Source organism: Varibaculum sp. C0165D1 (genome assembly GCF_056590355.1).
Window position 1 is genome coordinate 186,987 of sequence record NZ_JBWPVY010000004.1, and the last position, 22,902, is coordinate 209,888.

Here is a 22,902-nt window from a genome sequence, read left to right on the forward strand (position 1 = left end):
TGAAAAGAGCCGAAGACTAAATGCCCGCAATGATTTTTCATGCCCCCTATCGTGTGGCGGCAGGTAGTAATACTGCGTCGAAGAATCGCCCCTACCAAATGCGTGAGGCGTTTTCGAATCTCGGCTACGAAGTTTTTGATTTAAGCGGAACTGGTGCTGAGCGGAAAGCTAAGTTTAAAGAACTGAAATCTCGAGTGAGATCGGGAACTAGGTTCGACTTTATGTATTCAGAGAATGCGAATATTCCCCTTTTGCTTTCTGAACCTAAACACTTTCCCCTCCGCCCCCTTTTGGACATGAAAATATTTAAGTTCTTAAGAGAGCAGTCGATACCGATGGGAGTATTTTATCGGGACATCTACTGGGCAGGGGATTTATACGTGAAAGCAGTTGGGCGACCTTTGGCCATGTTAATGCGCCAGCTATTCCGTCGTGATTTACGAGTTTATCTAAAGTACTGCAACCGCATTTTTGTCCCTTCGGTTGAGATGGCAGAAAAAATTCCCGAACTGCGGGTGGAAAAGGTTGTCCCCCTACCCCCTGGTTGCAAACTTCACGAATGCGCTACCGCCCCTCGTCAGCTTTCCCTTTTATATGTGGGAGGCTTAGGGGAGCACTATCAGTTAGATCGGCTCGTTGAAGCGGCAGCAGTTACGAAAATCCCACTTACCCTTTGTGTACCCGAAACTAGTTGGGAAAAATCGTCGTTAAGAGCGCTAGTAGTCGAAAATAATAACGTCAAAGTTGTTCACAGTGGGGCTGATAGTTTACAACCATTTTACGATGAGGCAACGGTATGCCTAATAACGGTGAAGCCGTCAAGCTATTGGAAATTTGCTGTTCCAGTTAAGCTTTACGAATATGTGGGTTATGGTAAGCCCATTCTTGCCAGTGAAGGCACGAAAGCCGCAGAGATTGTAGCCAAGAATAATTTGGGATGGGTGGTCCCCAACAATGTTAATAGTTATGTAAACGTCATAAGCGACCTTCGGGATAACTGGGAGGAAGTCTCAGAAAAGACCCAAAACTCTCTTGCCTTTCGCACCTCACAAACGTGGAGTGATCGCGCTAAAACAGTGGCAAAGGAACTAGCTGTTAGCTAGTTTCTTATAGGTGCTCAGATAAGGGCAGAAACAGTTGAAATGGTCTCGTTCTGGGTAGGCGCAAGAAAATGTCTCAAGGTAGGAGGGAAACATGTCTGACAACGAAGTTGAACTAATTGTTCGGTTTCATGATTTATCGCGTTCCGATTTACTGCAACGATGTTTTTCCTCCGTATTGAAGGAACCAGCGGTGGGAATTGTCCTGGTTCTACATAACTTGGAGTTGTCGCAACTTAATTTCGACCTACCCGAAAAAATAAAGGTGGTTGAACTTCTGGGGAAAGATGGTCAGCCAGGGGCGGCTTCAAATGCGGGTTTACGGGAAACAACTGCCCAGTGGGTTGGTATTTTAGATTCTGATGATTACTACCAACCCGGCGCCATTTCTACCATGCTTTCTCGGGCAAAAAAGGATGGAGCGAATGGCATCATTGCTCCATTGCAAAAACAGGGTAAAAGAAATCGCTTCCTGTTACCAACTCTGAAGAATTCATCTCTCTCACCGGTTAAAGACGGGTTGTTCTACCGTACCGCCCCTCATGGTCTCTTCCATAGGCATTTGATGACTATTGATGAGGATCCGTTCTTAGAAAATGTGGTAACTGGTGAGGATATTCGAGTTACTGCTCGCATGTGGACAGCTCCGGGGGCTCGAATTTCTTTCTACCCTAAAGATCCAGCGTATGTTCTATCCAATGATGCTTCGGATAGAGCCAGTAAACCGCGGGCGATAGCAGAAATGGGACCTGCTTGGGAAGAGATATGGCAGACTTCATTCGTCCAACGTTGGAATCAGCAGACTCGGCATGCATTAGCGGTGAAAATTGCGAGAATTCATGTTTTGGGTGCGATTCGTCAACGCCCGGAGGTTAACGATTGGGATGAACAAGACCTTGTCTGGATGAGTGAATATCTAACCCGATTACGCACGGAAGATCCGAAATATGACTACCCGCTATCCCGCTCGTATGCAATGACACTACGTCACCTGGAAAGAGGAGAACTATCGGATGCGCTCAAAAGCCTTAGTTTAGTACATAGAGGTGAACGTCCTCTTCATCTGTATTCAGCAATTACCGAGAGGGAATCCGAGTTTCGATGGGCGCAAATAAATCGGGTTAGATACTGGCGGGAACGTTTAGAAAACAAACTGAAATAAGCAGAAGAGATATCTGTATCCGATTTTAAAATACTGAAAATGAAGTATAGATAACCCTGATTTAGTGGTCTCTTTTTTTGACGCCAAACTTTCGATCCCCCCAGGCGCGAAGGTATTTTTCCGCCGGTTTTTCAACCAAAAGATGGAGAAGTGCGGTTACCGCCAGTCCTAGAAGGAAGAGCAGTAACCACCAGCAGAGATTTATGCCAATCTGTCCAGCCGGTTGCTGACCAAATAGATCTCGCAATATATATATGAAAGAGGCGTGCACTAGATAAAAGCAGTATGACCATTCCCCGCCTTTAACCAGTATCCACCTGTCCATGATGGTGGGTTTTTTTAGAATCTGCCTATAGGCGGTTGCCGCAATCATTAGGGCGAAAACAGTCCCAAATAGAACTGGTTGGAACAGGACTATCAGGTTAATCAGCCAGGAGGGCAGGTGTCTGGCGATAGGAGGCCAGGGGATTAATATTAGTCCAACTATTAGGATATATGTTCCTGATACTGGGATCCTAGGGCGCCACCCCCACCGCAGAGCGTTAGCGACTGACATCCCCAAGAAAAACTCCCATAACCGTAGAAATGGGACAGGCACTGAACTTAACCCCAAAAAGTTAATAATGGTAGCGACAATAACAGTAGCCCAAAATAGGGCAAGGTTACCGCGTTTCCCCCATTTGGAGGTTATTCCGTTAACAAACGGGTGCATAAAGTAAAAAAGAAATTCGCAGCTTAATGTCCAGGCAGCAGGGTTTCCAGAGAAAAGAATCTCAGGTCGCGTGGAATAACCTTGCAAAAAGAGAATCGAAAGGGCAATTACCAGCAGGGAGAAGGGTTTTTCCCACGGGCTTTGGGGAGAGTGCCACCAAGGGTGAAATATAGGAATAGCTATTAGCAAGGCCACCATGGCAGCCGGCCATATCCGCGCGATCCTGCGAAACCAGAACTGCCGCACAGTAACGGTGGGTTTTGCCGACCAGGTAAGCACAAAACCGGATAGTACAAAGAAAAAACTAACTCCATATCTGCCGTATTCCATCAGACCGTAACCAGGAAGCGGAGCAAAATTTCTGGCATGGAAGGCGAATACTGCAAAAGCAGCCCACCAGCGGAGTCCCGTTAATGCATCCAGACGCCCGACGAGTGGCGGCGGAGAACTGGTGCGAAACTTAGGGAAAACCATCTTGACTAGCTTACCGTATACCGAAATTTCGTCATGATTTACCTAATCAAGAGGACAGTATTTGGGGCTCCCCCAATGTTGCAATCTAACGCTTTGATTTAGAGAGATAATAAGTGTTTTTCTCTGCTCAATGAATGCTGAGTCTTACGTGGTTTCAAAAAATTAAATTAATAGCATTGAAGTGCTCCAGTTAGTCGACAAACAGCGCGATTGTAAGTTTTAAAGTTAGAAAAACGGGGTTCGGCAATCCTTATTGCGGATCGCCGAACCCCGTTAATTTAATTAACAGACGCTGGAAATATCAAACGCTAAGCTCGTGTGGCAGATTCCAGAATTTCTTCTACCACTTTCAAAGCTTGCAGAGCCTCCGACATGGAGACGTGATCGTTGCCTTTGCCTAAAATAGCGTCCCGGAAATGCTCGTGCTCTACCCGTAGCGGCTCCCGTTTGGTGAGCTCGTAGCGGGTCATTTCACCTTCGGAAACTCCACGGAAGTTAGCAACCTGGGTCCACTCCACCGGAATTGATCCGTTGCGATAGAAAGTGAGGTCGCCCATCATAGTGTCGGCCACCAGGGCACCCTTTTCACCAATCACAATAGTCTTGCGATCTTTGAAAGGACAAAGCCAGTTCACCAGGTTGTTTACCAGCACTCCGTTTTCCAGTTTGCCAACCACATTGACCATGTCCTCATTTTCGCGGCCTGACCGGTAAGCGGTTACCGCCGACACTGACGCATAGTTCGAGCCGGCCACCCAAGCAGTCAAATCCACATCGTGGGTAGCTAAATCTTTGACTACCCCCACATCCGAGATTCGGGCCGGGAACGGAGACTGGCGGCGGGTAGAAATCTGATAAACCTCACCCAGCTGCCCCGCAGAAATGCGTTTCTTCATTTCCAGGAGGGCGGGGTTGCAGCGCTCCACATACCCGACGGCTCCTACCAAAGAGGCATCCGCGAATGCTTTCACAATCCGTGCCCCGGATTCTGCGTCGGTAGAAAGCGGTTTTTCTACCAGGGTATGAACTCCAGCCTCGGCTAGTTTCAACGCGGTTTCCTCGTGGAAAACGGTCGGAACTGCTACTACGCAAGCATCCAGCCCTTGCGCAATCAAGGCGTCAATATCGGGGAGGACTTCCATCCCCTTGGAAACCCCAAACTTGTCCCCAGCTGGGTCCGCCATCGCTACCAGGTCAACGCCGGGCAACTCGCGGATATTACGTACATGGTGCCGGCCCATCGAGCCGATACCGATAATCCCGTAACGCAGGTTCGCCATTCTTTATGCACCCGCCTTGGCCAGTGTGTTTACCGCTTCCACGATCCGCTCCAGATCGCCTTGCGAGAGGGAGGGGTGAACCGGCAGCGATAGGCATTCTTTCGCGGCCTTTTCGGTGTGCGGCAGTTCCAGACCTTTGGCGTAGGGAGTCAAGGAGGGCAGGCGGTGGTTAGGAATCGGGTAATACACACCGGAACCAACCTGGTACTCATCCTTAAGAGCAGCCGCAAAACCGTCGCGGTCTTCGCTTACCCGGATAGTGTACTGGTGGTAGACGTGCTCAGCCTCTGGAGCTACCGGCGGAACCTTGACTCCCTGCAGATTCTCGTTTAGGAACTTCGCGTTGGCGCGGCGTTTTTCCATCCAATCGGAAACCTGAGACAGCTGCGCCAGGCCGATGGCGGCATTAATGTCAGTCATCCGGTTGTTAAGCCCCACTAGCTCATTAGCGTAGCGCTTTTCCATGCCCTGGTTACGAATCATCCGGGCTTCACGGGCGAGTTCGGCGTCCCCGGTGGTGATCGCCCCGCCCTCGCCGGCGGTCATATTCTTGGTGGGGTAGAAGCTGAAAGCTCCGAAAGCCCCGAAAGTGCCTACCTGCTGACCGTTCCAGGTAGCGCCATGTGCCTGGCAGGCGTCTTCGAATACTAGGAGGTCGTGACGCTTAGCAATATCCATAATGGCGGTCATATTTGCCGGATGCCCGTAAAGGTGAACCGGCAAGATAGCGCGGGTCTTCGGGGTAATGGAGGCTTCAATCGATTTGGGATCTAGACAGAAGTAGTCGTCCTCGATATCGGCAAAAACCGGGGTAGCGCCGATAATCGCGACGGAGTTGCCAGTGGCAGCGAAAGTAAAGGAGGGGACGATTACTTCGTCACCCGGTTTAATCCCGGCAGCCAGCTGTCCCACATGCAAGGCGGAAGTACCAGAGTTAACCATTACTGACTGTTGGCCATCGCCACTGGCCATCTGGGCAGTGAACTTTTCTTCGAACTCTGCTACCCGCGGGCCTTGCGCCACCATGCCGGATTTTAGAACCGCATCCACCGCGGCGCGTTCTTTATCGCCAATAATGGGTTTTGCGGCGGGAATAAACTCTGCAGTCATAAGAATAAGTAACCTCCTGGGTCTGGTATGGGATAGCCCTTAATGCCAGATGATTTTTGGCTGACTTCCCGATGTCCACCCTTATTATAAGTGCTAGCGAGCCTGGCGCCTATAAGAAAAGTCCCAAATGCTTGTTATTCTAGAAAAAGTAATCAGCTTCGCAGGAAAAGGGGACTAACCACGACCATGGCAGCTAGAGATGACACCTGGGTCATCATCCCCGTATATAACGAGGACCAGGTGATCGGGAAAGTAGTTAAAGATCTGCTACCCACCTTTCCTCATGTGGTCTGTATAGATGATGGTTCCCGGGATCGCTCCGCCGCGGTGGCAGCAGCTGCAGGTGCGACTGTTATTCGCCACCCGGTAAACCTGGGGCAAGGAGCGGGACTACAGACCGGAATCCAATACGTGCGGGAATTTACCCCGGCAAAATACTTGCTTACCTTTGATGCCGATGGCCAACACCGGGTGCAGGACGGCCTGGCGATGGTGGAACAGGCCGAAAAGGAGGACTTGGCAATAGTATTCGGGTCGCGGTTCTTGTCTTCCCAAACCCAAGTAGGTTGGGCGAAGCGTCTGGTACTAAAAACCGCGGCTCGGGTGACTGCCAACCGCACCGGATTGAAACTTACTGATGCTCATAACGGATTGCGGCTGCTACGGCGCGATGCGTTTGAGCAAGTAAACCTGCTGCAGAACCGGATGGCGCATGCCTCGGAGATCGTGGCGCAACTGGCGCGGACGAGACTTCCTTGGGCTGAGCACAACGTCCTAATCCGCTATACCGATTACTCCAAAGCCAAGGGGCAATCACTGCTTAACTCCATAAATATCCTCACCGAATTACTAATCAAATAGGGGTAGCTATGTTGATAAAAATCCTGCTGATTATTTTGGTGCTGGGACTTTCCCTCTTCATGTTCAAAGCCAATCTGGGGGCGAAACAGACCGCTTGGCGCCGCCTAGGGATTCTACTTTTTGCAATTGCTGCGGTAATAGTAGTGATTTTCCCGGGGATCACCACCGCGATTGCTCGTTTTTTAGGGGTAGGACGCGGGGCCGATCTATTGTTGTATGCCCTGGTAGTAGTGGTTCTTTACAATATGTTGATGCAGGCTAAGCAGCGTAACGCGGCGGAGCGGCGCCTAACCAAACTGGCGCGGGAAGTGGCGATTACTCATACCGTCCTCGGTGAGGACGCGAAAAAAGTTTTCCCTGCGGAAAACACTTCCTTTGAAACCAGTGAAGATAAGCGCAATGGCGCAACTGCCGGAAAATAGGCCCAGGACTAGCTCCTAATAGACCTATCGCCGCATATACCTATCGCCGTATATACCTAGCGGCGTACCTGGCGTACGGGGCGAATCGACACCATTTCCACCATCGCGTTTTCCGGAGAATCAATAGCGAAACGCACCGCTCTCGCGATAGATTCCACCGTCATATGATCTTCCGGATCATAGTAGCCTGCGTCGTCCTGTAGAATATGTTGCATATCGGTATCTACTCGCCCCGGATGGATGGAGGTTACCCGGATTTTGCCGCGCTCCTCCTCGCGCAGGCGATCAGCGAGGGCCCGCAAACCGAACTTGCTGGCGCCATAGATTGCCGAACTTCCGCGGGAATCTAACCCTGACCCCGAGTTTATGAAAATAACCTGCCCTTTTGTTTCCCGCAACAATGGGATGCAGAGGCGGGTTAAATCCATGGGAGCTACCAGGTTTATCTCCAAGTCATCACGCCAATTTTGACGGCAGGCGTCAGCTACCTTTCCCTTACTTAGCCGCCCGGCGTTATTGACCAGTAAATCTAGTCGCTTTAGCTGGGCAGCCTTAGCGGCGAGGGCGTCCTCGTCACAAAGATCAACCACCCAAGGCTCAGCCGAAGGGAGGGTATCGGCTACTGCCCGCGCACCCTCCTCGGTAGTTGCCCCCACCAAAACGTGGTGGTCACGAGAAAGTTCCTTACAAATGGCGGCGCCGATTCCGCGCGAACCGCCAGTTACCAGTGCTATCTTGTCCATGCAGCCTCCCTAAAGCATACCGGTTACTAGCCGCAAAAACCGGTGGGGTAAGAAGCTGTTCTCCCACCCCACCGGTATTGCGGAACTAGAAGTTCCTAGTTTTCTTTATCGCGATACTTCTTGAGATCTTCCCCTTTACCCTCCGCCTTCTTTTTCTTGTGTATCTCCACCTCTTTACCAGCGAAATCGGGAACATACTTGGAAACCGCCACCGAGGGACGCACGTAACCACTGGAACTGGGGCGCGGGGGTAGATGGATCGGCTCCGAATTGTTCTCAATCTCCGTATAGGGGATAGATTCGAGGAAATGGTGGATCATATTTAGCCGCGCCTGCTTCTTGGAATCAGAAAGCACATGATGCCACGGCGCTACCGAAGTGTCGGTATGCACCATCATGTCGTCTTTCGCGCGCGAATAATCTTCCCAACGGGTGATCGACTCTAGATCCATAGGCGAGAGTTTCCACTGACGCAAAGGATCGCCCAGGCGGGATTTGAAACGTTTGTACTGCACTTTGTCGGACACGCTGAACCAGTATTTACGCAGGTAAATTCCGTCCTCCACCAGCATTTGTTCAAAAATAGGGCATTGGCGCATAAAGAGTTGCACTTGGTCTGGGCTGGCGAATCCCATCACTTTTTCTACTCCGGCGCGGTTGTACCAAGACCGGTCAAAGAGCACGATCTCACCGGCAGCGGGCAGGTGTTCGATATAACGCTGGAAGTACCACTGGGTTTCTTGACGCTCGGTAGGTTTAGGGAGGGCTACGATTCGGGCCACGCGCGGGGAGAGATACTCGGTCATCCGTTTAATAGTGCCGCCTTTACCAGCCGCGTCACGTCCCTCGAAAATAACCACGATTCGGGCACCAGTGGCTTTCACCCAAGTCTGCAACTTCCCGAGTTCTCCCTGCAAGCGGTATAACTCGGCCTCATAAACTTTATTAGGGATTTTTTGGACTTTGATATTGTCGGCTTCGCTAATCCCGTGTTCTTTCTGGCTCATCTATCTCTCCTGGTTTGGGGGTAATTCCTAGGGTAGAACAGGGTTTGCCTGCCTGGAGGGGAAATGGGAGGGGATTTTTATGCGAAGTAAAACTATTCGGGCTGTGCGGGTTTGGATGGGTGGTATTAGGGAGGGCGAGCTCGCGGCTTAAGGGAATTGGTTTCGAGCAGATTTTGCGCGGATTCGCCTGCGGGAGAGTTTTTTCCAAAGAGGGAACCGTAAAGAGTGGGCGGAAGCGTCAAAAACAGGCTAATTTTGAGGTATGGAATTTAAAGTCATTGACCATCCGCTGGTGAAACATAAACTGACCATTCTTCGAGATAAAGACACTCCTTCTTCGGTGTTTCGGCAACTGGTTGATGAACTGGTTACCCTGCTCGCTTATGAAGCAACCCGGCACGTACGGGTAACCCCGAAGCAGATTGAAACCCCGATTCAATCGATGGAGGGCGCGGTGATCTCGACGCCTCGCCCGATCGTGATCCCGATCCTGCGTGCCGGTTTGGGAATGCTTTCGGGAATGACTGCCTTGCTGCCGACTGCAGAGGTCGGTTTCCTGGGGATGAAAAGGGACGAAAAAACCTTGGCGATCGAAACCTACGCGAATCGTCTACCTCAGGATTTAACTGACCGGCAAGTGTTCCTGGTCGATCCCATGCTCGCTACCGGGGGTACCCTGGTGGCGGCTATCGACTATGCCCTAGAGCGAGGCGCACGGGACGTGACCTGTATCTGCCTGGTGGCAGCGCCCGAAGGGGTTAAGCACGTGGAAGAACACATCGGTCATCGGGCAGAAGTAACCATAGTGGTAGCAGCGCTAGATGATGGGCTCACCCCCGAAGCTTATATTCGCCCCGGTCTAGGCGATGCCGGCGATCGGTTGTATGGGATCGTAGATCACTAGTTTCGCGCGGCAGGGTTTTCGCGACACCGTTTAGGGTGATTGTGCGGCGGTGATCGCTGTGTCGCGGTTGGGTATCCGCGGGAGTGGTCACATTTCGGCTCTAGAGTTTAGTTCTGGCGTGCATATCCGCTAAACTTTGGAAAGTCTGTTAACTCAGATGCTGGTAGCGGTTCCTCGCTTTTTGCCTCAGGTACCTTCGGTGCCTTCGGCCGCGAGATTCCGCAACCAAGAGTAGGTGGCGTTTTCTCGCTTTTTGCCTCAGGTACCTTCGGTGCCTTCGGCCGCGAGTAACCACACCAACAACTGAATACAGTACCTGGTAGCGTGTCCGAGCGGCCGAAGGTGCAGCACTCGAAATGCTGTGTGGGGCAACCCACCGTGGGTTCAAATCCCACCGCTACCGCAAGTGTGATGTCCCGCGACATGTGTCCGCATGTGTCGCGGGATTTTTTGGGTTTTTGGGGTGGGTGTTTCGGGTCATTTGTCCGTTTTGGGTTTGGGGTGTTTCAGGACATTTGTCCGTTTTTTGGTTGATAGGTTTGGTTGGGGTTGATGGTGTGTTCGGCGATGATTTCCCCCCGGGAATCAGATGAAATGCTAGGAACCGGGATTCTTGCATCTATTTGACGTATAATAGATGTTGAAATTAGGAGTGTTTGAGGTGGAATTTGAGTATGACCCGCGGAAGAGCATGGCTAATCACTCCAAGCACGGCATTAGTTTTGCTCAAAGCCAGAAGCTCTGGACACAAGGGAAAACGGTAACTTTTAACTCGATTAATGCGGGTAATGACGAATCAAGGCAAATAACTATTGGAAAAATAGAGGGTAAATACTATAGCGCTATTACTACCCAGCGAGCAGGACGCACGCGGATAATTTCGGTGCGGCGCGCCAGGCAGAAGGAGATAGAGATTTATGAGCAAAGCATTTGATACCTTGACCGCCGAGCAGATCGATAAAAAATTTGACGACGGTGAGGACGTCCTCGAATATTTTGACTTGGAAAATCCGCAGGTAAATGCCCCGCTGCGATCGGTCGAGCAGAAACGGGTAACGCTAACCATGCCCGAGTGGATGATTCAGGGACTGGATAAGCAGGCGGCTGATCTGGCTATTTCTAGGAACGCAGTAATAAACACTTATCTAGCAGAAAGGCTAACGAACCACGCCGCCAGTTAATCTCCGCCTCAGGATTTACTCGCAGCCGGGCGCGATAGGGTGGAAAAGTCAGTAGCGGTCGCGGCCAAGATAGCTAATAGGCGGGGTACGGTGGGAAGACGCAGAAAGCGCAGGCACGTGGTGCGCCCACCTGCGCGGGGTGGAATTGATCCGGTGGTATTTACCGCTAATAGTGAAGATACTTTAGAGCGGCAGTTGCAAGCCCAGCTGGAACGCAAACTATCGCTGTCTACCAGTGAGATTGCGAATTTTGTTGCGAAAGCGTTCGCGGCGGGGGATGTGGTTTCGCCCTTGGGGATCGCTCTCTCCCCGGATAGCAAACTCTTGGCGGGGCAACGCTACTACCTGCATCGAGCGGCTCCCGATGAAGGAGCTGACTTACCGAAGCTGCAGGTGCTTTGGGAGGGCGAGGGGGCAATCGTAGTAAATAAACCCGCCAGCCTGGCAACGATTCCCCGCGGCTCCTGGGTTACCCGCTCCGTGGTGGTGGCTGCTCGCCGACAGTTTCACAATGATCAAATCAGCGCCGCGCATCGCCTAGATCGCCTCACTACCGGATGCTTATTGCTGACCCTAGATCCGAAATATCGGGCGCGTTACCAGCAATTATTTGACCGCCGGCAAGTAAAGAAAATCTACCTGGCACGCAGTCTCGGCGGTGACGGCCGGGGAAAAGGCGCTATTCCCCAGGTGGGGGAGCATTTCGATTTCCAGCTAGATATGTATAAGGAAGCTGGCTCGTTGACAGTATCGATAGGAGCACCCCCGGTCGGGAGGAAAGTGACGCGCTGCCAAAGCCGTACCCGCGGCCTCGTCCTCGGAAAATTCCTCCTCCCCGAAAATGCAGAACAACCAGAGGGAGAGGGAAACGCAAACCCGGAGAACCGGGAATCCGTGCCAGAAGAAGAACTGTTGTGGCAGTTAGAGCCAGAAACCGGGTTTACTCATCAGCTGCGCGCTACTTTGGCGCATTTTGGGTATCCCCTCGTGGGTGATCCCCTCTATCCGATAGTCCTGCCTGCGGATGCCCCGGAAAATATTGAGCCCCAGCTGTGCCTGCACGCCCACAAGCTGCAGTTTCTCGACCCGGAAAATCAAGGTAATACGGTAACCGTGACTGCCCCGCCCCCACCTGGGCGAAAGGTGCCATGAATTGACTTCCAGATTGCTGAGATAGGTAGGCTTGCACCGCGTCCCCCGGTAAACACGCAAGAAAAACACGCAAGAATTGCGTATTAACTATTGATAAAACACGCAAGAATTGCGTAAAATAGTTGCGTGTTTTTATTTTTGGCGAGATAGTCCAAGAGAGGTGATGAGGGTGACCCTGAAGGAACTCCGCAAACAGAAGAAACTAACTCAGGTTGAATGCGCCTCCTACTTGGATATTCCGATTCGCACCTACCAAAATTACGAGAACGAAGAACAGAAGAGAAAATCTTTAAAGTACCAGTACATGATGGAAAAACTGGAGCGATACGGCTATATCGATGAAGGACACGGGATCCTCACCATCGCAAAAATCGAGGAGATATGTCGAAAAGTATTCGCCTCCTATGATGTGGAGTACTGCTATCTCTTTGGGTCCTATGCCAAGCGGAAAGCTACCCCGGAAAGTGATGTGGATTTGTTGATATCCACAGATATTTCCGGCATTAAGTTTTATGATTTGGCAGAATCCTTGCGAGAAGCGCTCAATAAGAAAGTGGATCTTTTAAAACTAGAGCAGCTTAAAGATAATCCCGAGTTGGTGAACGAAATACTGAGGGACGGAATTAAAATCTATGGATAATTCGAAGATCGCTTGGTGTTGTCTAATTCCGGAATTGCTACGCAGCTTGAGGGGGCTGTTATGACGGATGGCGCGCTAACCCGTAAGCTATAACTCATGCGAGAAAGGCTGCCGTTTTTATTTATTCAGTGCCGTCCGGCCGGAAGAATAGCGCGTGACGAGCTGCAAACCATTGCCGAAGTCACTGGGCTAAAGATCGGCCAGGAGCTGCACTCTCACCTGCTACCAGAGGAAAGCGACCTTGATTTGCCGCGCGACCTAGATATTGCCGGCGGATATAGCGCAGTCATTATTTCCGGATCTCCGTTTCGGGCAAAACTACCAACCGGCTCCGAAGATCCCATGCAGCGGCAGCTATATAACCAGTTAATGCCACTTATGCATTATCTGCTAGAGCAGGACTTTCCCACCTTGGGGCTCTGCTACGGGATGCAAATGTTGGCGTCGGCTTCCGGCGCAGATTTGACTGACCGCACTAACGAAGACCTGCAGGCGGTGGAGGTTACTTTGACCGATGAGGGTCGGTCCGACCCGGTGACCGAGCAGCTAGCGCCGGTAATCCGCGGCTACACCGGGCACGGGGATTCGCTGGCGGCACTTCCTGAGGGTGCAACCTTGCTTGGCAGTGGGAAACATTGCCGCTACCAGTTGCTGCGGTTTAAAAATCACCTGTATGGCACTCAGTTTCACCCCGAAATCACCACCGCGGGTATGCAGATCCGCATCGACCAATACGGGGATACCTACTATGCGGCCGCTGAACGCGAAGCGGTCATCGCCCGCTGCATGACCCAAGATGTAACCAGTTCGCACCGGCTGCTATCAGCCTTTACTGAACATTACCGTCGTTAGGAGGCACCTGATGAGCATAAAGTTTTCTCGTTCTGAGCGTTCCACCATCGGTATCGAATGGGAACTACAGCTAATCGATAAAGACTCCTTTGACCTGCGTCAATGCGCTAGTGCAGTGATAGAGGAAGTGGAGCGCTTACACCCGCAGAACTCACTGGTACACCGGGAAATGCTGCTCAATACGGTAGAAGTTATCTCCCGTCCTCGCCGCAACGTGCGCGATTGCCTCATGGATCTGAAAGAGGGAATCAACCTGGTGCGGCCGGTCACCTCCGCGCTGCGCGTGGAGCTAGCCTCCGCGGGATCCCACCCCTTCGCTAACCCCAGCTACCAGCAGGTAACCGATAGTAAACGCTATGAAGAACTGGTCAACCGCACCCAATATTGGGGGCGCCAGATGCTACTTTTCGGTACCCACGTACATGTCGGGGTAGAAGATCGCGATAAGGTACTGCCGATACAAAACTATTTTACCAGCAAACTTGGACATATTCAGGCGCTATTCGCATCCTCACCCTACTGGGCGGGAGTCGATACCGGTTACTGCGACAACCGCGCGATGGTGTTTCAACAGCTGCCCACCGCGGGTAAACCCTATCAATTTGAAACCTGGGAGGAGCTGGAAGATTTCACCTCCGGAATGCTCAAAACCGGGGTAATCGATTCCTTCGATCAGGTGCGCTGGGATATTCGCCCTTCCCCCAAGTTTGGCACTATTGAAGCACGCGTAGCCGATGCTTCCTCGACTTTGAAAGAGGTCGCAGCCTGCGCCGCTCTCACCCAAGCCCTGGTAGAAACCGCGTCCCGGCAGCTAGATGCTGGCAAAGAGCTGCCGGTACTGCCCGATTGGTTCGTGCGGGAGAACCGCTGGCGGGCTGCGCGTTACGGGATGGATGCCATCTTGATTGAGGACGCAGACGGGGAAGAAGCGCTGCTCACCGCATCTTTGCCGGTTTGGCTAGAGGAACTCTCGCCCGCCGCTGAAGATCTAGGCTGCGCGGAAGAACTCTGGTCACTGCTCGACATAGTGAAACTGGGAGTCGGCTACCAGCGGCAACGCACCATTTTTGAACACACCAACTCCTATGAGGCAGTAGTTGCCTTCCTAATGGCAGAAATGGAGGCGGGCGAGCCGCTGGATCCCGGGCACTTCGTAGACAAATCCCTGCACCAAAGCGGGGTCAAAGGCTGGAAAGTCCGCGCCCGCTAAGCCCGCCAAGTTCCGCTAGCAGTAACGCTTAAAGAGGGTGCGGGAAAAGATACGACCGGGGGCTTGAGCCGAACCTGTTGAGGCTCACGGGGTCCCCGGAGTGCTTTTCCCACGCCCGTTGCCCAGGGCATGCTGCTCTGCTAACACGTTATTAGCGCGGGCAAGGATTATAGCTGTTTGGCATTTGTGAGCGTGGGGGAGAGTTTTATCCGAGTAGACAGACTCCGCATTACCAGCTGTGATGTTCGGAAACTAGGAACTAAAATCATAAGCTTATAAACCTTAGGGCATAAGAAATCGAGGAGAGACCTAGTCTCTCCCCGATTTCTTGGGCGGGAGGAAAAACTCTCCCCCGCGCTTAAGTGTTACTGGTTATCGCTAGCTTCGGTTTCGGTAGAAGCGTCAGCAGTGAACATGTCATGGTCAACGTAGTTGCGCACCACCAACCAGGCCAGGGCCAACACTGCGGTCACCGAGGCAAACGCAATAATTGCTGCTGGCCCCAGTCCGCCCTCGAACCACATAAGCACGATCATCGAGGCAAACACCGCTAGCACTATGTAGTTGGTGTAAGGCGCCCAAGGAACGTGGAACTTCGGACGCTCCAGCCCGTTGCGGCGGCAGTGACGCACGAACAAGATATTCGAGATCATCACGGAGCCCCACATAGAGCAAATCCCGATACCTGCCATATAGGCGATGACGTCGAACGCCTCGGTGGGGTGAATCATATTGATAAATACCCCCACCAAGCCGACAGTGCCGGCAGCCACAATCGCCGCGTAAGGTACCGCGTTGCGGTTCATCCCTGCTAGGAAGCGCGGAGCCGAACCGGAAACCGCTAGCGAACGCAGACCGCGACCACAGGTATAAAGTTCCGCGTTAATCGCGCTGGCTGCCGCCAGCATCACCACGATATTCATAATGGTGCCGGCAGCGGGAATACCAATAGCGGTAAAGAAAGTAACGAAGGGAGATTCGTTCTTGTCGTAAACGTTGTGCGGCAAAAGCAAAGTGAAAAGCACGATGCATCCCATGTAGAACAGCAAAATTCGCCACATCATAGAGTTAACTGCCCGGGGCAATTCTTTTTGCGGATCCTCGGCCTCACCAGCGGCGGCGCCCAAGTATTCGGTACCACCGTAAGCAAAAAGCACTCCCAGCGACATAGTCACCATGGTGAAAGCGCCCTTGGGGAAGAGGCCGCCATGATTGGTAATCGAACCCACCCCCGGATGGTAAACCTGGCCACCCACGGTCAGGTTGATGCCTAGAATCAAGACCACAATCGCCAAAATCATGAAGATTACAATCGCCGCCACTTTGATCATCGCGAACCAGAACTCAAACTCCCCGAAGAACTTTACGGAAGCGAGATTGACTATCACCATCAGCGCCAAGGCGATGAAAGCCCATCCCCACTGGGGAATCACCTGGAAGATTTTCCAGTAATGCATATAGTTAGCGATTGCGGTGATATCGGCCATCAGCGCCGAAGAATAGGTAATAAAGGCAAACCAACCAGTGAAATAGGCGCCGCGTTCGCCCATAAACTCGCGGGCGTGGGAAATAAAGCCGCCCGAGGAGGGCCGATACAGGCTCAATTCAGCCAGGGCGCGCAGCATCATATAGGCTACGGCGCCGCAGATTGCATAAACAATGGCTACCGAGGGACCGCCCTCGGAAATACGTCCGGAAGCCCCAAAAAACAGGCCGGACCCGATGGCCCCGCCCAGCGCAATCATGCGCATGTGGCGAGACTTTAACCCTTTGCGGTATCCGACATCGGATTTGTCGCGGTGAGAGGCTGTCCCCGCTGCCGACGGTTGAGTTTCGCTCATTAGATTTCTCCTAAGTTTTACCTTTTGGTACTCGATAACAGAGCACATAGGGAGTATAGGTGAGGCGAGCGACAGACATTTTAGGTAGTCAGCATTTGGAATACGAGGTTGGTCAAGAAAATATTTAGGTAAAAGTCCCCGGCGTCACGGTAGACTAAGGGCGTAACCGTGACTGGCGTAGGTGGGATACCACCGGGGAGCAAGTGGTCAATCAGTCGCTCGCCTGGGCTGATTTGGCACTAGAAATAAGGAAAAGTCAATGGGAGATAACCTTCTTCTTCAATCGATTTCGCAAGTGGATCCCGAGATTGCCGCAGTGCTAAACCAAGAGTTAGAGCGCCAGCGTGGCACTTTGGAAATGATCGCTTCCGAAAACTTTGTACCGCGCGCCGTATTGCAGGCGCAAGGATCCGTCCTCACCAATAAATATGCGGAAGGCTATCCGGGGCGCCGCTACTACGGAGGATGCGAAGCGGTAGATGTCGCCGAGAATCTAGCTCGCGACCGCGCGAAGGCAGTGTTTTCTGCCGAATTCGCCAATGTGCAGCCCCATTCGGGGGCACAAGCCAATGCGGCCGTCCTTTCTGCCCTGGCTCAGCCGGGAGATACCATTATGGGCCTGGCGCTAGACCATGGCGGTCACCTCACCCACGGTATGAAAATCAATTTCTCTGGCAAGCTCTATAACGCCACCGCCTATCAGGTGGACAAGGAAACCAGCTGGGTGGATATGGATCAAGTCCGCGACGCGGCCTTGAAGAACCGTCCGAAAGTGATTATCGCTGGTTGGTCGGCCTATCCCCGGCAGGAAGACTTTAAAGCCTTCCGCGAGATCGCGGACGAGGTGGGCGCCTATTTGTGGACCGATATGGCACACTTTGCGGGGCTGGTAGCCGCCGGGCTGCACCCGAACCCGGTGCCGTACTCGGACGTGGTGTCTACTACCGTACATAAGACTTTGGGCGGACCGCGTTCCGGGATGATTTTGTCGCGTGATAAAGAACTGGGCAAGAAAATTAATTCCGCAGTTTTCCCCGGCCAGCAGGGCGGACCGTTGATGCACGTGGTGGCAGCGAAAGCAGTCGCGATGAAGATTGCGGGCAGCGAGGAATTTAAAAAACGGCAAAAGCGCACTCTAGAAGGCGCTAAAGTGCTAGCTAAGCGGCTAACGCAACCGGATGTGGCCGAATGCGGAATTTCCCTATTGACTGGCGGCACCGATGTGCACCTGGTGATGGTAGATCTGCGCAACTCTAAGCTCGATGGTCAGCAAGGCGAAGATCTACTGCACGAAGCAGGGATTACCATCAACCGCAACACCGTGCCTTTCGATCCGCGTCCTCCCCGGGTAGGCTCCGGGCTGCGCATTGGTACCCCGGCGCTAGCTACTCGCGGTTTCGGAAAGAAAGAGTTCACCGAAGTTGCCGAGATTATTGCCGGGGTTTTGGTGGATGCTTGCCAAGGGGAAGTGGATACTTCCAGCTATCGCGAGCGGGTGAAGACCCTGATTAAACGTTTCCCGCTGTATTTGGGGCTCAACCAGGTTGCCTAAAGCTAAATAGATAAGTGCAGAGTGGCGCGGGCAGATCGGCAAGGTCTGCCCGCGTCCTCAAGCTAAGGAGGAAAGATGCGTAAAGGATGGAGCGGGGACGCGATTTTGCTGGATGGGGCGGCGCGGGCTCGGGAATTGAAAGAACAAATGCGTCAGCAGGTTGACCGCCTGCATCAGCAGGGGATTAAACCGGGGTTAGGCACCATTTTGGTGGGATCCGACCCGGGATCGGTTTCCTATGTGGCAGGTAAACATCGCGACTGTGCCGAAGTGGGTATCGAGTCGATTCGGGTGGAACTGCCCGATACGGTTTCCACCGCCGAGGTTTTAGCCGAGATTGAAAAACTCAATGAAAATCCGGCGTGTACCGGCTATATTGTGCAGCTGCCGCTGCCGCGCCAAGTAGATGTCAACCAGGTGCTAGAAGCGATTGATCCCGATAAGGATGCTGACGGATTGCACCCCATGAACCTGGGACGCCTAGTGCTGCGGGTAAAAGAGCCGGTAACCTCGCCGCTGCCTTGTACCCCCCGTGCCTGTATCGATTTGCTGCAGCAATATCAAGTGCCGCTAAACGGCGCGCAGGTATGTGTAGTAGGACGCGGCACTACCGTGGGTCGTTCTCTGCCCTTAATGCTTACCCGCAAAGATATTAATGCCACCGTTACCTGTTGCCACACGGGAACCCGTGATCTAGCTGAGCAAACCCGTCAGGCGGACGTGATTGTTGCCTGCGCCGGATCTGCGGGAATTATAAAACCTGAGATGGTTAAAGAGGGTGCAGCAGTCCTGGATGTGGGGGTATCTCGCGGCGCCGTGAACCCGGAAACCGGGAAAGCCCGGCTAGAGGGCGATGTGGCCGACGGGGTAGATAAAGTGGCGGGTTGGCTCTCGCCGAACCCGGCAGGCATCGGCCCGATGACCCGGGCAAATCTGCTGCTCAACGTAGTAGAAACCGCGATGCGGCACGCAAAATAGGCGGGGAACAGTAGATGCGTTTGCGGAAAGTTTCGGTTGGCTTAACTTGGGCGCTTACTCTGGCGCTCACTCTGGGTGCCTGTGCATCCTCACCGAAAGCCACCCCCAGCCCCAAGCCGACGGTAGCAGCTAATACCAGCGGAGCTTTTTGCCTTCTAGAAAAAAAGAATTCGCAAGATATTAGAGCCGTGGAGTTGGGGAAGGCGATGGGGGATGCCTTGGCGGATCCCGCTAATAAACAGGTAGCTAAGCCCGTTAATCTCAGCGTGGAAAAAGCGGAAGAGATTGCCGGAAAGCTGCGGGAAAAGAAATGTAAAAATGTGCTTTCTTTAGAACCCGGATTTGCGGGGGACCTGGTACAGATCGCCAAAAGTTACGCAGATATAAATTTTGCGGTTATGGGAGCAATCGGGAAGACTAAAGCGTTAGCCAATGCCAGCGGGATCGATTTTGATTTGCGTCAGCCAGCGTTCCTAGCTGGATATGCTGCCGCCGGGGTTACCAAGAGCGGCCGCGTGGGGGCAGTCAGCGATTTAGCGTCAGAGAACACCGCGAAGAACGCGGACGTGAATCCGGGTATTGATACTGCATTTTCCTGGGCGAACGGCTTTCGGCTCGGGGTCGAATACTACAACCAATTCAAAGGTTCGGGTATAACCCTGGCTGCGTGGGATCAAAGCGCCGGGGGGCCGGTGCGGGTAGCAAGCGCCCAGCTACACGATCAGCTTATAAAATTGGCTGATGCGCAGGTGGACGTGATTTTTGTAATGGCACCCCCGGGGGAATCCGCCGTGGTCGAGGGGCTAGCCGGAAAAGATGCTGCCGCGATCTGGAATGGACAAGACTTGGCCGCTGCCTCTCCGCAGCTGAAAGCAAATATCCTCACTTCTACGGTTATTGACCCTTCCGGCTGCGTAAAAGAGCTAATGAAACAGCTGAAAACCGGCTCCGTTGCCGGGAAAGATTATTTGGGGACCCTAAAGAACTCCGGAGTTAAACTGGCTGGTTGGGGCGATTATGCTCCCAGGTTCTCTGATAGCCTCACCGCCGAACTAGCCGGGATTCGCAGCCAGATTGACAGCGGGAAAATAGATATTACAAAACTAGGGGCTCACCAAGGTTAGGGCCGGAAGCAAGACAAAGGGGAAACATGCTCAAGATTGCCACGGTTAACGTTAATGGGATCCGGGCGGCCTTCCGTAAAGGAATGGACAGTTGGCTAGAACGATCTGCACCCGATGTGGTGCTGGCCCAAGAAGTACGGGCCAGCGAAGACATTACCGCCGAACTATTCGGGGATAACTGGCAGGTAGCAGTAAATGCCTCGCAACTAAAAGGACGCGCCGGAGTGGCGGTCGCAGTTCGTAAATCATCGCCTTGGCGTTTAGAAGCAGCAGAGGCCGATACGGTTCCGGTCGAAGTTCCCCAAGATGGAGGGCGCTGGTTAGAGGCGGTTATTGCTCGGGACAAAGCCGATGGCGCAGAGGATAAGCGGCTGCGAGTGATCTCCGCATATTTCCATTCCGGGGAAGTGGGAACCGAAAAGCAAGAACATAAAATGGCGCACCTAGAGCGGATCGGGGAACGCCTAGAGCACTTACTTCCCGCCGGTTCCTCCTCAGAAAATGGGGAGCCCTTAGTGCTGGTAGCTGGGGATTTTAATGTGGTGCATACCGAGAGGGATATTAAGAACTGGAAACCGAACCACAATAAACGCGCCGGAGTGCTGGATGAGGAAATCGCCTTCTTAGATCGCTGGCGCGAACAAGGGTGGGTTGACGCGGTGCGCACCCTCGCCGGTGAGGTGCAAGGGCCATATTCCTGGTGGTCATGGCGGGGTAAAGCCTTCGATAATGATGCCGGGTGGCGCATCGACTATCAGCTAGTGACCCCGCGTTTGGCTGAGCTGGCGCGCAGCCAGCAAGTTGATCGCGCCGAAGCCTACGACCAGCGTTTTTCCGATCATGCCCCCGTAGTGGTTAGCTATGAGATTTAAGGCGTGGACTCGTAAGAAGTCTTAGCTGTCCCGGCCTAAAAAGGCTGAGCGTCAGCGCAGATTTGACTAAAGCCTGCTGCAACGCACTACTTATTTGGCGAGATTTTCGGCTAATGGTGCAAAACTAAGGCCGCGCCTGCCAGGATATTTACTGGCAGGCGCGGCCTTAGTTTAGTTGCTATTTACTTTCCGGCTTTCGGGTGAGTCATGTCGGCAACATTTAGGGCTTTATCTAAATCTTCCTCACTGATTTCCCCGCGCTCAACAAATCCCAGATCCAGAGCAGATTCCTTGACCGTCATCTTCTCTTTCACCGCGTGTTTAGCGATCTTAGCGGCATTTTCGTAGCCGATGTAACGATTCAGCGGGGTCACGATTGAAGCGGAGGATTCCGCTAGCTCCAGGCAGTGCTCCGGGTTGGCAACGATCCCGTCCACGCAGCGTTCCGCCAGCAAACCGGCGACTGCTCCTAGGCAGTTAATCGACTCTAGCAAGTCAATCGCCATCACTGGCAGCATCACCAACAGGTCGAAGTTGCCTTGCGCACCCGCGAAAGCAATAGTCTGATCATTGCCGATGACCTGGGCAGCTACCTGCACCGTAGCCTCGGGCAATACCGGGTTGATCTTGCCGGGCATAATCGAAGATCCGGGCTGCAGATCCGGCAAAGTGATTTCCCCTAGCCCACAGCGCGGGCCCGAGGATGCCCAACGCAAATCGTTAGCAATCTTGACGAAAGAAACCGCTACTACCCGCAGCGCCCCCGACATTTCTACCAGGGAGTCTTGCGCGGCCTGAGCCTCGAAATGGTTATCGGCCTGACGGAACGGCAAATCCATATTCTCGGCGATTAGGGCGATAACTCGCTCCGAGAAACCCTCCGGAGTGTTAATCCCGGTACCAACGGCAGTCCCACCCAAAGGCAGTTCCGCCAGGTTCTTTTCTGCGTCCTTTACCCGGTTGATACCCTTGCGTACCTGGGTGGCATAACCAGAGAATTCTTGCCCCAGCATGATCGGGGTGGCATCCATCAGGTGAGTGCGTCCCGCCTTGACGATGTTGGCGAACTCTTCTGCCTTCTTTTCCAAGCTGGTGGCCAGCTGGTCTAGCTTCGGTAGCAGTGCGTGCTCAACGGCCTCGTAGGCAGCGATATGAATCGAGGAGGGGAACACGTCATTAGAGGACTGGGAAGCGTTCACATGGTCATTAGGGTGAACCTGGCTGCCTTTAAAACCAGTGGCCAAAGTGGCGACGACCTCGTTGGTGTTCATATTCGAGGAGGTACCGGAACCAGTCTGGAAAATATCGATCGGGAACTGGTCATCGTGTTTACCGGCGATAACCTCTTCCGCGCCTTTGACAATAGCGTCACGGGTTTCGGAATCGATAACCTCTAGTTCAGCGTTAGCGATTGCCGCTGCCCGTTTGATTTGTCCTAAAGCCGCAATGTGGTGGCTGGAAAGGGTACGGCCGGAAATGGGGAAATTTTCTACCGCCCTTTGGGTTTGGGCTGCGTAGAGGGCGTCCTTAGGAACTCGAACTTCCCCCATAGTGTCATGCTCAATGCGATATTCTTCGCTCACGGGTAACTCCTTTAGTGTTAGTGAACAGTTGGTACTTACCTTCTACCCTACCGGGGTTTACAGTGAATAGTCCCCCTAAAACCTGGCGAAAATCACTATTGGATAGGGTATTTGCCTCCCCGACAGGCTCAACAGCTTAGAC

The 22,902-nt window shown here is 52.9% G+C and carries 22 protein-coding genes, 1 tRNA gene and 1 riboswitch; of the genes, 16 read left to right on the top strand and 7 right to left on the bottom strand.

What is annotated here, in order from left to right; genetic code table 11:
• Positions 1 to 20 precede the first annotated feature (20 nt).
• Both AC1EKS_RS07235 and AC1EKS_RS07240 read left to right on the top strand, forming a co-directional pair.
• The gene (locus AC1EKS_RS07235) at positions 21 to 1,103 is read left to right on the top strand and encodes a glycosyltransferase (protein ID WP_481010337.1); all 1,083 of its coding nucleotides are present in this window, start codon (positions 21 to 23) and stop codon (positions 1,101 to 1,103) included.
• Positions 1,104 to 1,194: 91 nt separating this feature from the next.
• Positions 1,195 to 2,262 (top strand): glycosyltransferase, encoded by a 1,068-nt coding sequence (locus AC1EKS_RS07240; RefSeq protein WP_481008551.1) that lies wholly within the window; start codon positions 1,195 to 1,197, stop codon positions 2,260 to 2,262.
• Positions 2,263 to 2,323: 61 nt separating this feature from the next.
• Here AC1EKS_RS07240 and AC1EKS_RS07245 read toward each other — a convergent pair whose 3' ends face one another.
• From AC1EKS_RS07245 to AC1EKS_RS07255, 3 genes are all read right to left on the bottom strand, one after another.
• Entirely contained in the window at positions 2,324 to 3,448 is a 1,125-nt protein-coding gene (locus tag AC1EKS_RS07245) for an acyltransferase family protein (RefSeq protein ID WP_481008550.1), read from the bottom strand.
• A gap of 308 nt (positions 3,449 to 3,756) precedes the next feature.
• A complete protein-coding gene (locus tag AC1EKS_RS07250) occupies positions 3,757 to 4,728 on the bottom strand; it encodes a Gfo/Idh/MocA family protein (RefSeq protein ID WP_481008549.1) in 972 nt (323 codons plus the stop codon).
• A gap of 3 nt (positions 4,729 to 4,731) precedes the next feature.
• The gene (locus AC1EKS_RS07255) at positions 4,732 to 5,838 is read right to left on the bottom strand and encodes a DegT/DnrJ/EryC1/StrS family aminotransferase (RefSeq protein WP_481008548.1); all 1,107 of its coding nucleotides are present in this window, start codon (positions 5,836 to 5,838) and stop codon (positions 4,732 to 4,734) included.
• Positions 5,839 to 6,024: 186 nt separating this feature from the next.
• On the opposite strand from AC1EKS_RS07255, the gene AC1EKS_RS07260 reads away from it, so the two are divergent.
• Together AC1EKS_RS07260 and AC1EKS_RS07265 are read left to right on the top strand one after the other, a co-directional pair.
• Complete coding sequence (locus AC1EKS_RS07260) at positions 6,025 to 6,699, top strand: glycosyltransferase family 2 protein (RefSeq protein WP_481008547.1); 675 nt, start codon at positions 6,025 to 6,027, stop codon at positions 6,697 to 6,699.
• 8 nt (positions 6,700 to 6,707) lie between these two features.
• On the top strand, positions 6,708 to 7,121 hold the full coding sequence (locus AC1EKS_RS07265; RefSeq protein ID WP_481008546.1) for a DUF2304 family protein: 414 nt from the start codon (positions 6,708 to 6,710) through the stop codon (positions 7,119 to 7,121).
• 56 nt (positions 7,122 to 7,177) lie between these two features.
• Here AC1EKS_RS07265 and AC1EKS_RS07270 read toward each other — a convergent pair whose 3' ends face one another.
• Together AC1EKS_RS07270 and ppk2 are read right to left on the bottom strand one after the other, a co-directional pair.
• Complete coding sequence (locus AC1EKS_RS07270) at positions 7,178 to 7,864, bottom strand: SDR family oxidoreductase (protein WP_481008545.1); 687 nt, start codon at positions 7,862 to 7,864, stop codon at positions 7,178 to 7,180.
• A gap of 95 nt (positions 7,865 to 7,959) precedes the next feature.
• Positions 7,960 to 8,871 carry a polyphosphate kinase 2 gene (gene ppk2, locus AC1EKS_RS07275; RefSeq protein WP_481008544.1) on the bottom strand — a complete coding sequence of 304 codons (912 nt, stop codon included), beginning with the start codon at positions 8,869 to 8,871 and terminating at the stop codon, positions 7,960 to 7,962.
• Between the two features lie 262 nt (positions 8,872 to 9,133).
• Here ppk2 and upp point away from each other — a divergent pair, with 262 nt between their 5' ends.
• The 8 genes from upp (at position 9,134) to AC1EKS_RS07315 (ending at position 14,810) form a co-directional block, all read left to right on the top strand.
• Positions 9,134 to 9,775 carry a uracil phosphoribosyltransferase gene (upp, locus tag AC1EKS_RS07280; RefSeq protein ID WP_481008543.1) on the top strand — a complete coding sequence of 214 codons (642 nt, stop codon included), beginning with the start codon at positions 9,134 to 9,136 and terminating at the stop codon, positions 9,773 to 9,775.
• A gap of 318 nt (positions 9,776 to 10,093) precedes the next feature.
• Positions 10,094 to 10,178 (top strand) — tRNA-Ser (locus tag AC1EKS_RS07285).
• 258 nt (positions 10,179 to 10,436) lie between these two features.
• Entirely contained in the window at positions 10,437 to 10,709 is a 273-nt protein-coding gene (locus AC1EKS_RS07290; RefSeq protein WP_481008541.1) for a BrnT family toxin, read from the top strand.
• Positions 10,693 to 10,956, top strand: coding sequence for a type II toxin-antitoxin system BrnA family antitoxin (gene brnA / locus AC1EKS_RS07295; protein WP_481008540.1), 264 nt, complete (start codon positions 10,693 to 10,695; stop codon positions 10,954 to 10,956). Before AC1EKS_RS07290 ends, brnA begins: the two co-directional genes overlap by 17 nt.
• Before the next feature lie 90 nt (positions 10,957 to 11,046).
• Entirely contained in the window at positions 11,047 to 12,108 is a 1,062-nt protein-coding gene (locus tag AC1EKS_RS07300; protein ID WP_481008539.1) for a pseudouridine synthase, read from the top strand.
• 169 nt (positions 12,109 to 12,277) lie between these two features.
• Positions 12,278 to 12,748, top strand: a complete 471-nt coding sequence (locus AC1EKS_RS07305; protein WP_481008538.1) for a nucleotidyltransferase domain-containing protein — start codon at positions 12,278 to 12,280, stop codon at positions 12,746 to 12,748.
• 96 nt (positions 12,749 to 12,844) lie between these two features.
• Positions 12,845 to 13,600 (top strand): glutamine amidotransferase-related protein, encoded by a 756-nt coding sequence (locus tag AC1EKS_RS07310; protein ID WP_481008537.1) that lies wholly within the window; start codon positions 12,845 to 12,847, stop codon positions 13,598 to 13,600.
• A 10-nt stretch (positions 13,601 to 13,610) separates the two neighbouring features.
• Positions 13,611 to 14,810, top strand: coding sequence for a glutamate--cysteine ligase (locus AC1EKS_RS07315; protein WP_481008536.1), 1,200 nt, complete (start codon positions 13,611 to 13,613; stop codon positions 14,808 to 14,810).
• Between the two features lie 365 nt (positions 14,811 to 15,175).
• Here AC1EKS_RS07315 and AC1EKS_RS07320 read toward each other — a convergent pair whose 3' ends face one another.
• Positions 15,176 to 16,651, bottom strand: coding sequence for an amino acid permease (locus AC1EKS_RS07320; protein WP_481008535.1), 1,476 nt, complete (start codon positions 16,649 to 16,651; stop codon positions 15,176 to 15,178).
• Between the two features lie 158 nt (positions 16,652 to 16,809).
• A riboswitch (ZMP/ZTP riboswitch) is annotated at positions 16,810 to 16,887 on the top strand.
• 23 nt (positions 16,888 to 16,910) lie between these two features.
• Between AC1EKS_RS07320 and glyA the strand changes: the two genes are divergently transcribed.
• From glyA to AC1EKS_RS07340, 4 genes are all read left to right on the top strand, one after another.
• The gene (gene glyA / locus AC1EKS_RS07325) at positions 16,911 to 18,203 is read left to right on the top strand and encodes a serine hydroxymethyltransferase (protein ID WP_481008534.1); all 1,293 of its coding nucleotides are present in this window, start codon (positions 16,911 to 16,913) and stop codon (positions 18,201 to 18,203) included.
• Positions 18,204 to 18,278: 75 nt separating this feature from the next.
• Positions 18,279 to 19,181: a bifunctional methylenetetrahydrofolate dehydrogenase/methenyltetrahydrofolate cyclohydrolase gene (locus tag AC1EKS_RS07330; RefSeq protein WP_481008533.1), complete on the top strand. Its 903-nt coding sequence runs from the start codon at positions 18,279 to 18,281 to the stop codon at positions 19,179 to 19,181.
• A gap of 14 nt (positions 19,182 to 19,195) precedes the next feature.
• A complete protein-coding gene (locus AC1EKS_RS07335) occupies positions 19,196 to 20,305 on the top strand; it encodes a BMP family lipoprotein (RefSeq protein WP_481008532.1) in 1,110 nt (369 codons plus the stop codon).
• 26 nt (positions 20,306 to 20,331) lie between these two features.
• Entirely contained in the window at positions 20,332 to 21,177 is an 846-nt protein-coding gene (locus AC1EKS_RS07340) for an exodeoxyribonuclease III (RefSeq protein ID WP_481008531.1), read from the top strand.
• A 182-nt stretch (positions 21,178 to 21,359) separates the two neighbouring features.
• On the opposite strand, the gene AC1EKS_RS07345 is transcribed toward AC1EKS_RS07340, so the two are convergent.
• A complete protein-coding gene (locus tag AC1EKS_RS07345; RefSeq protein ID WP_481008530.1) occupies positions 21,360 to 22,760 on the bottom strand; it encodes a class II fumarate hydratase in 1,401 nt (466 codons plus the stop codon).
• Positions 22,761 to 22,902: the final 142 nt, after the last annotated feature.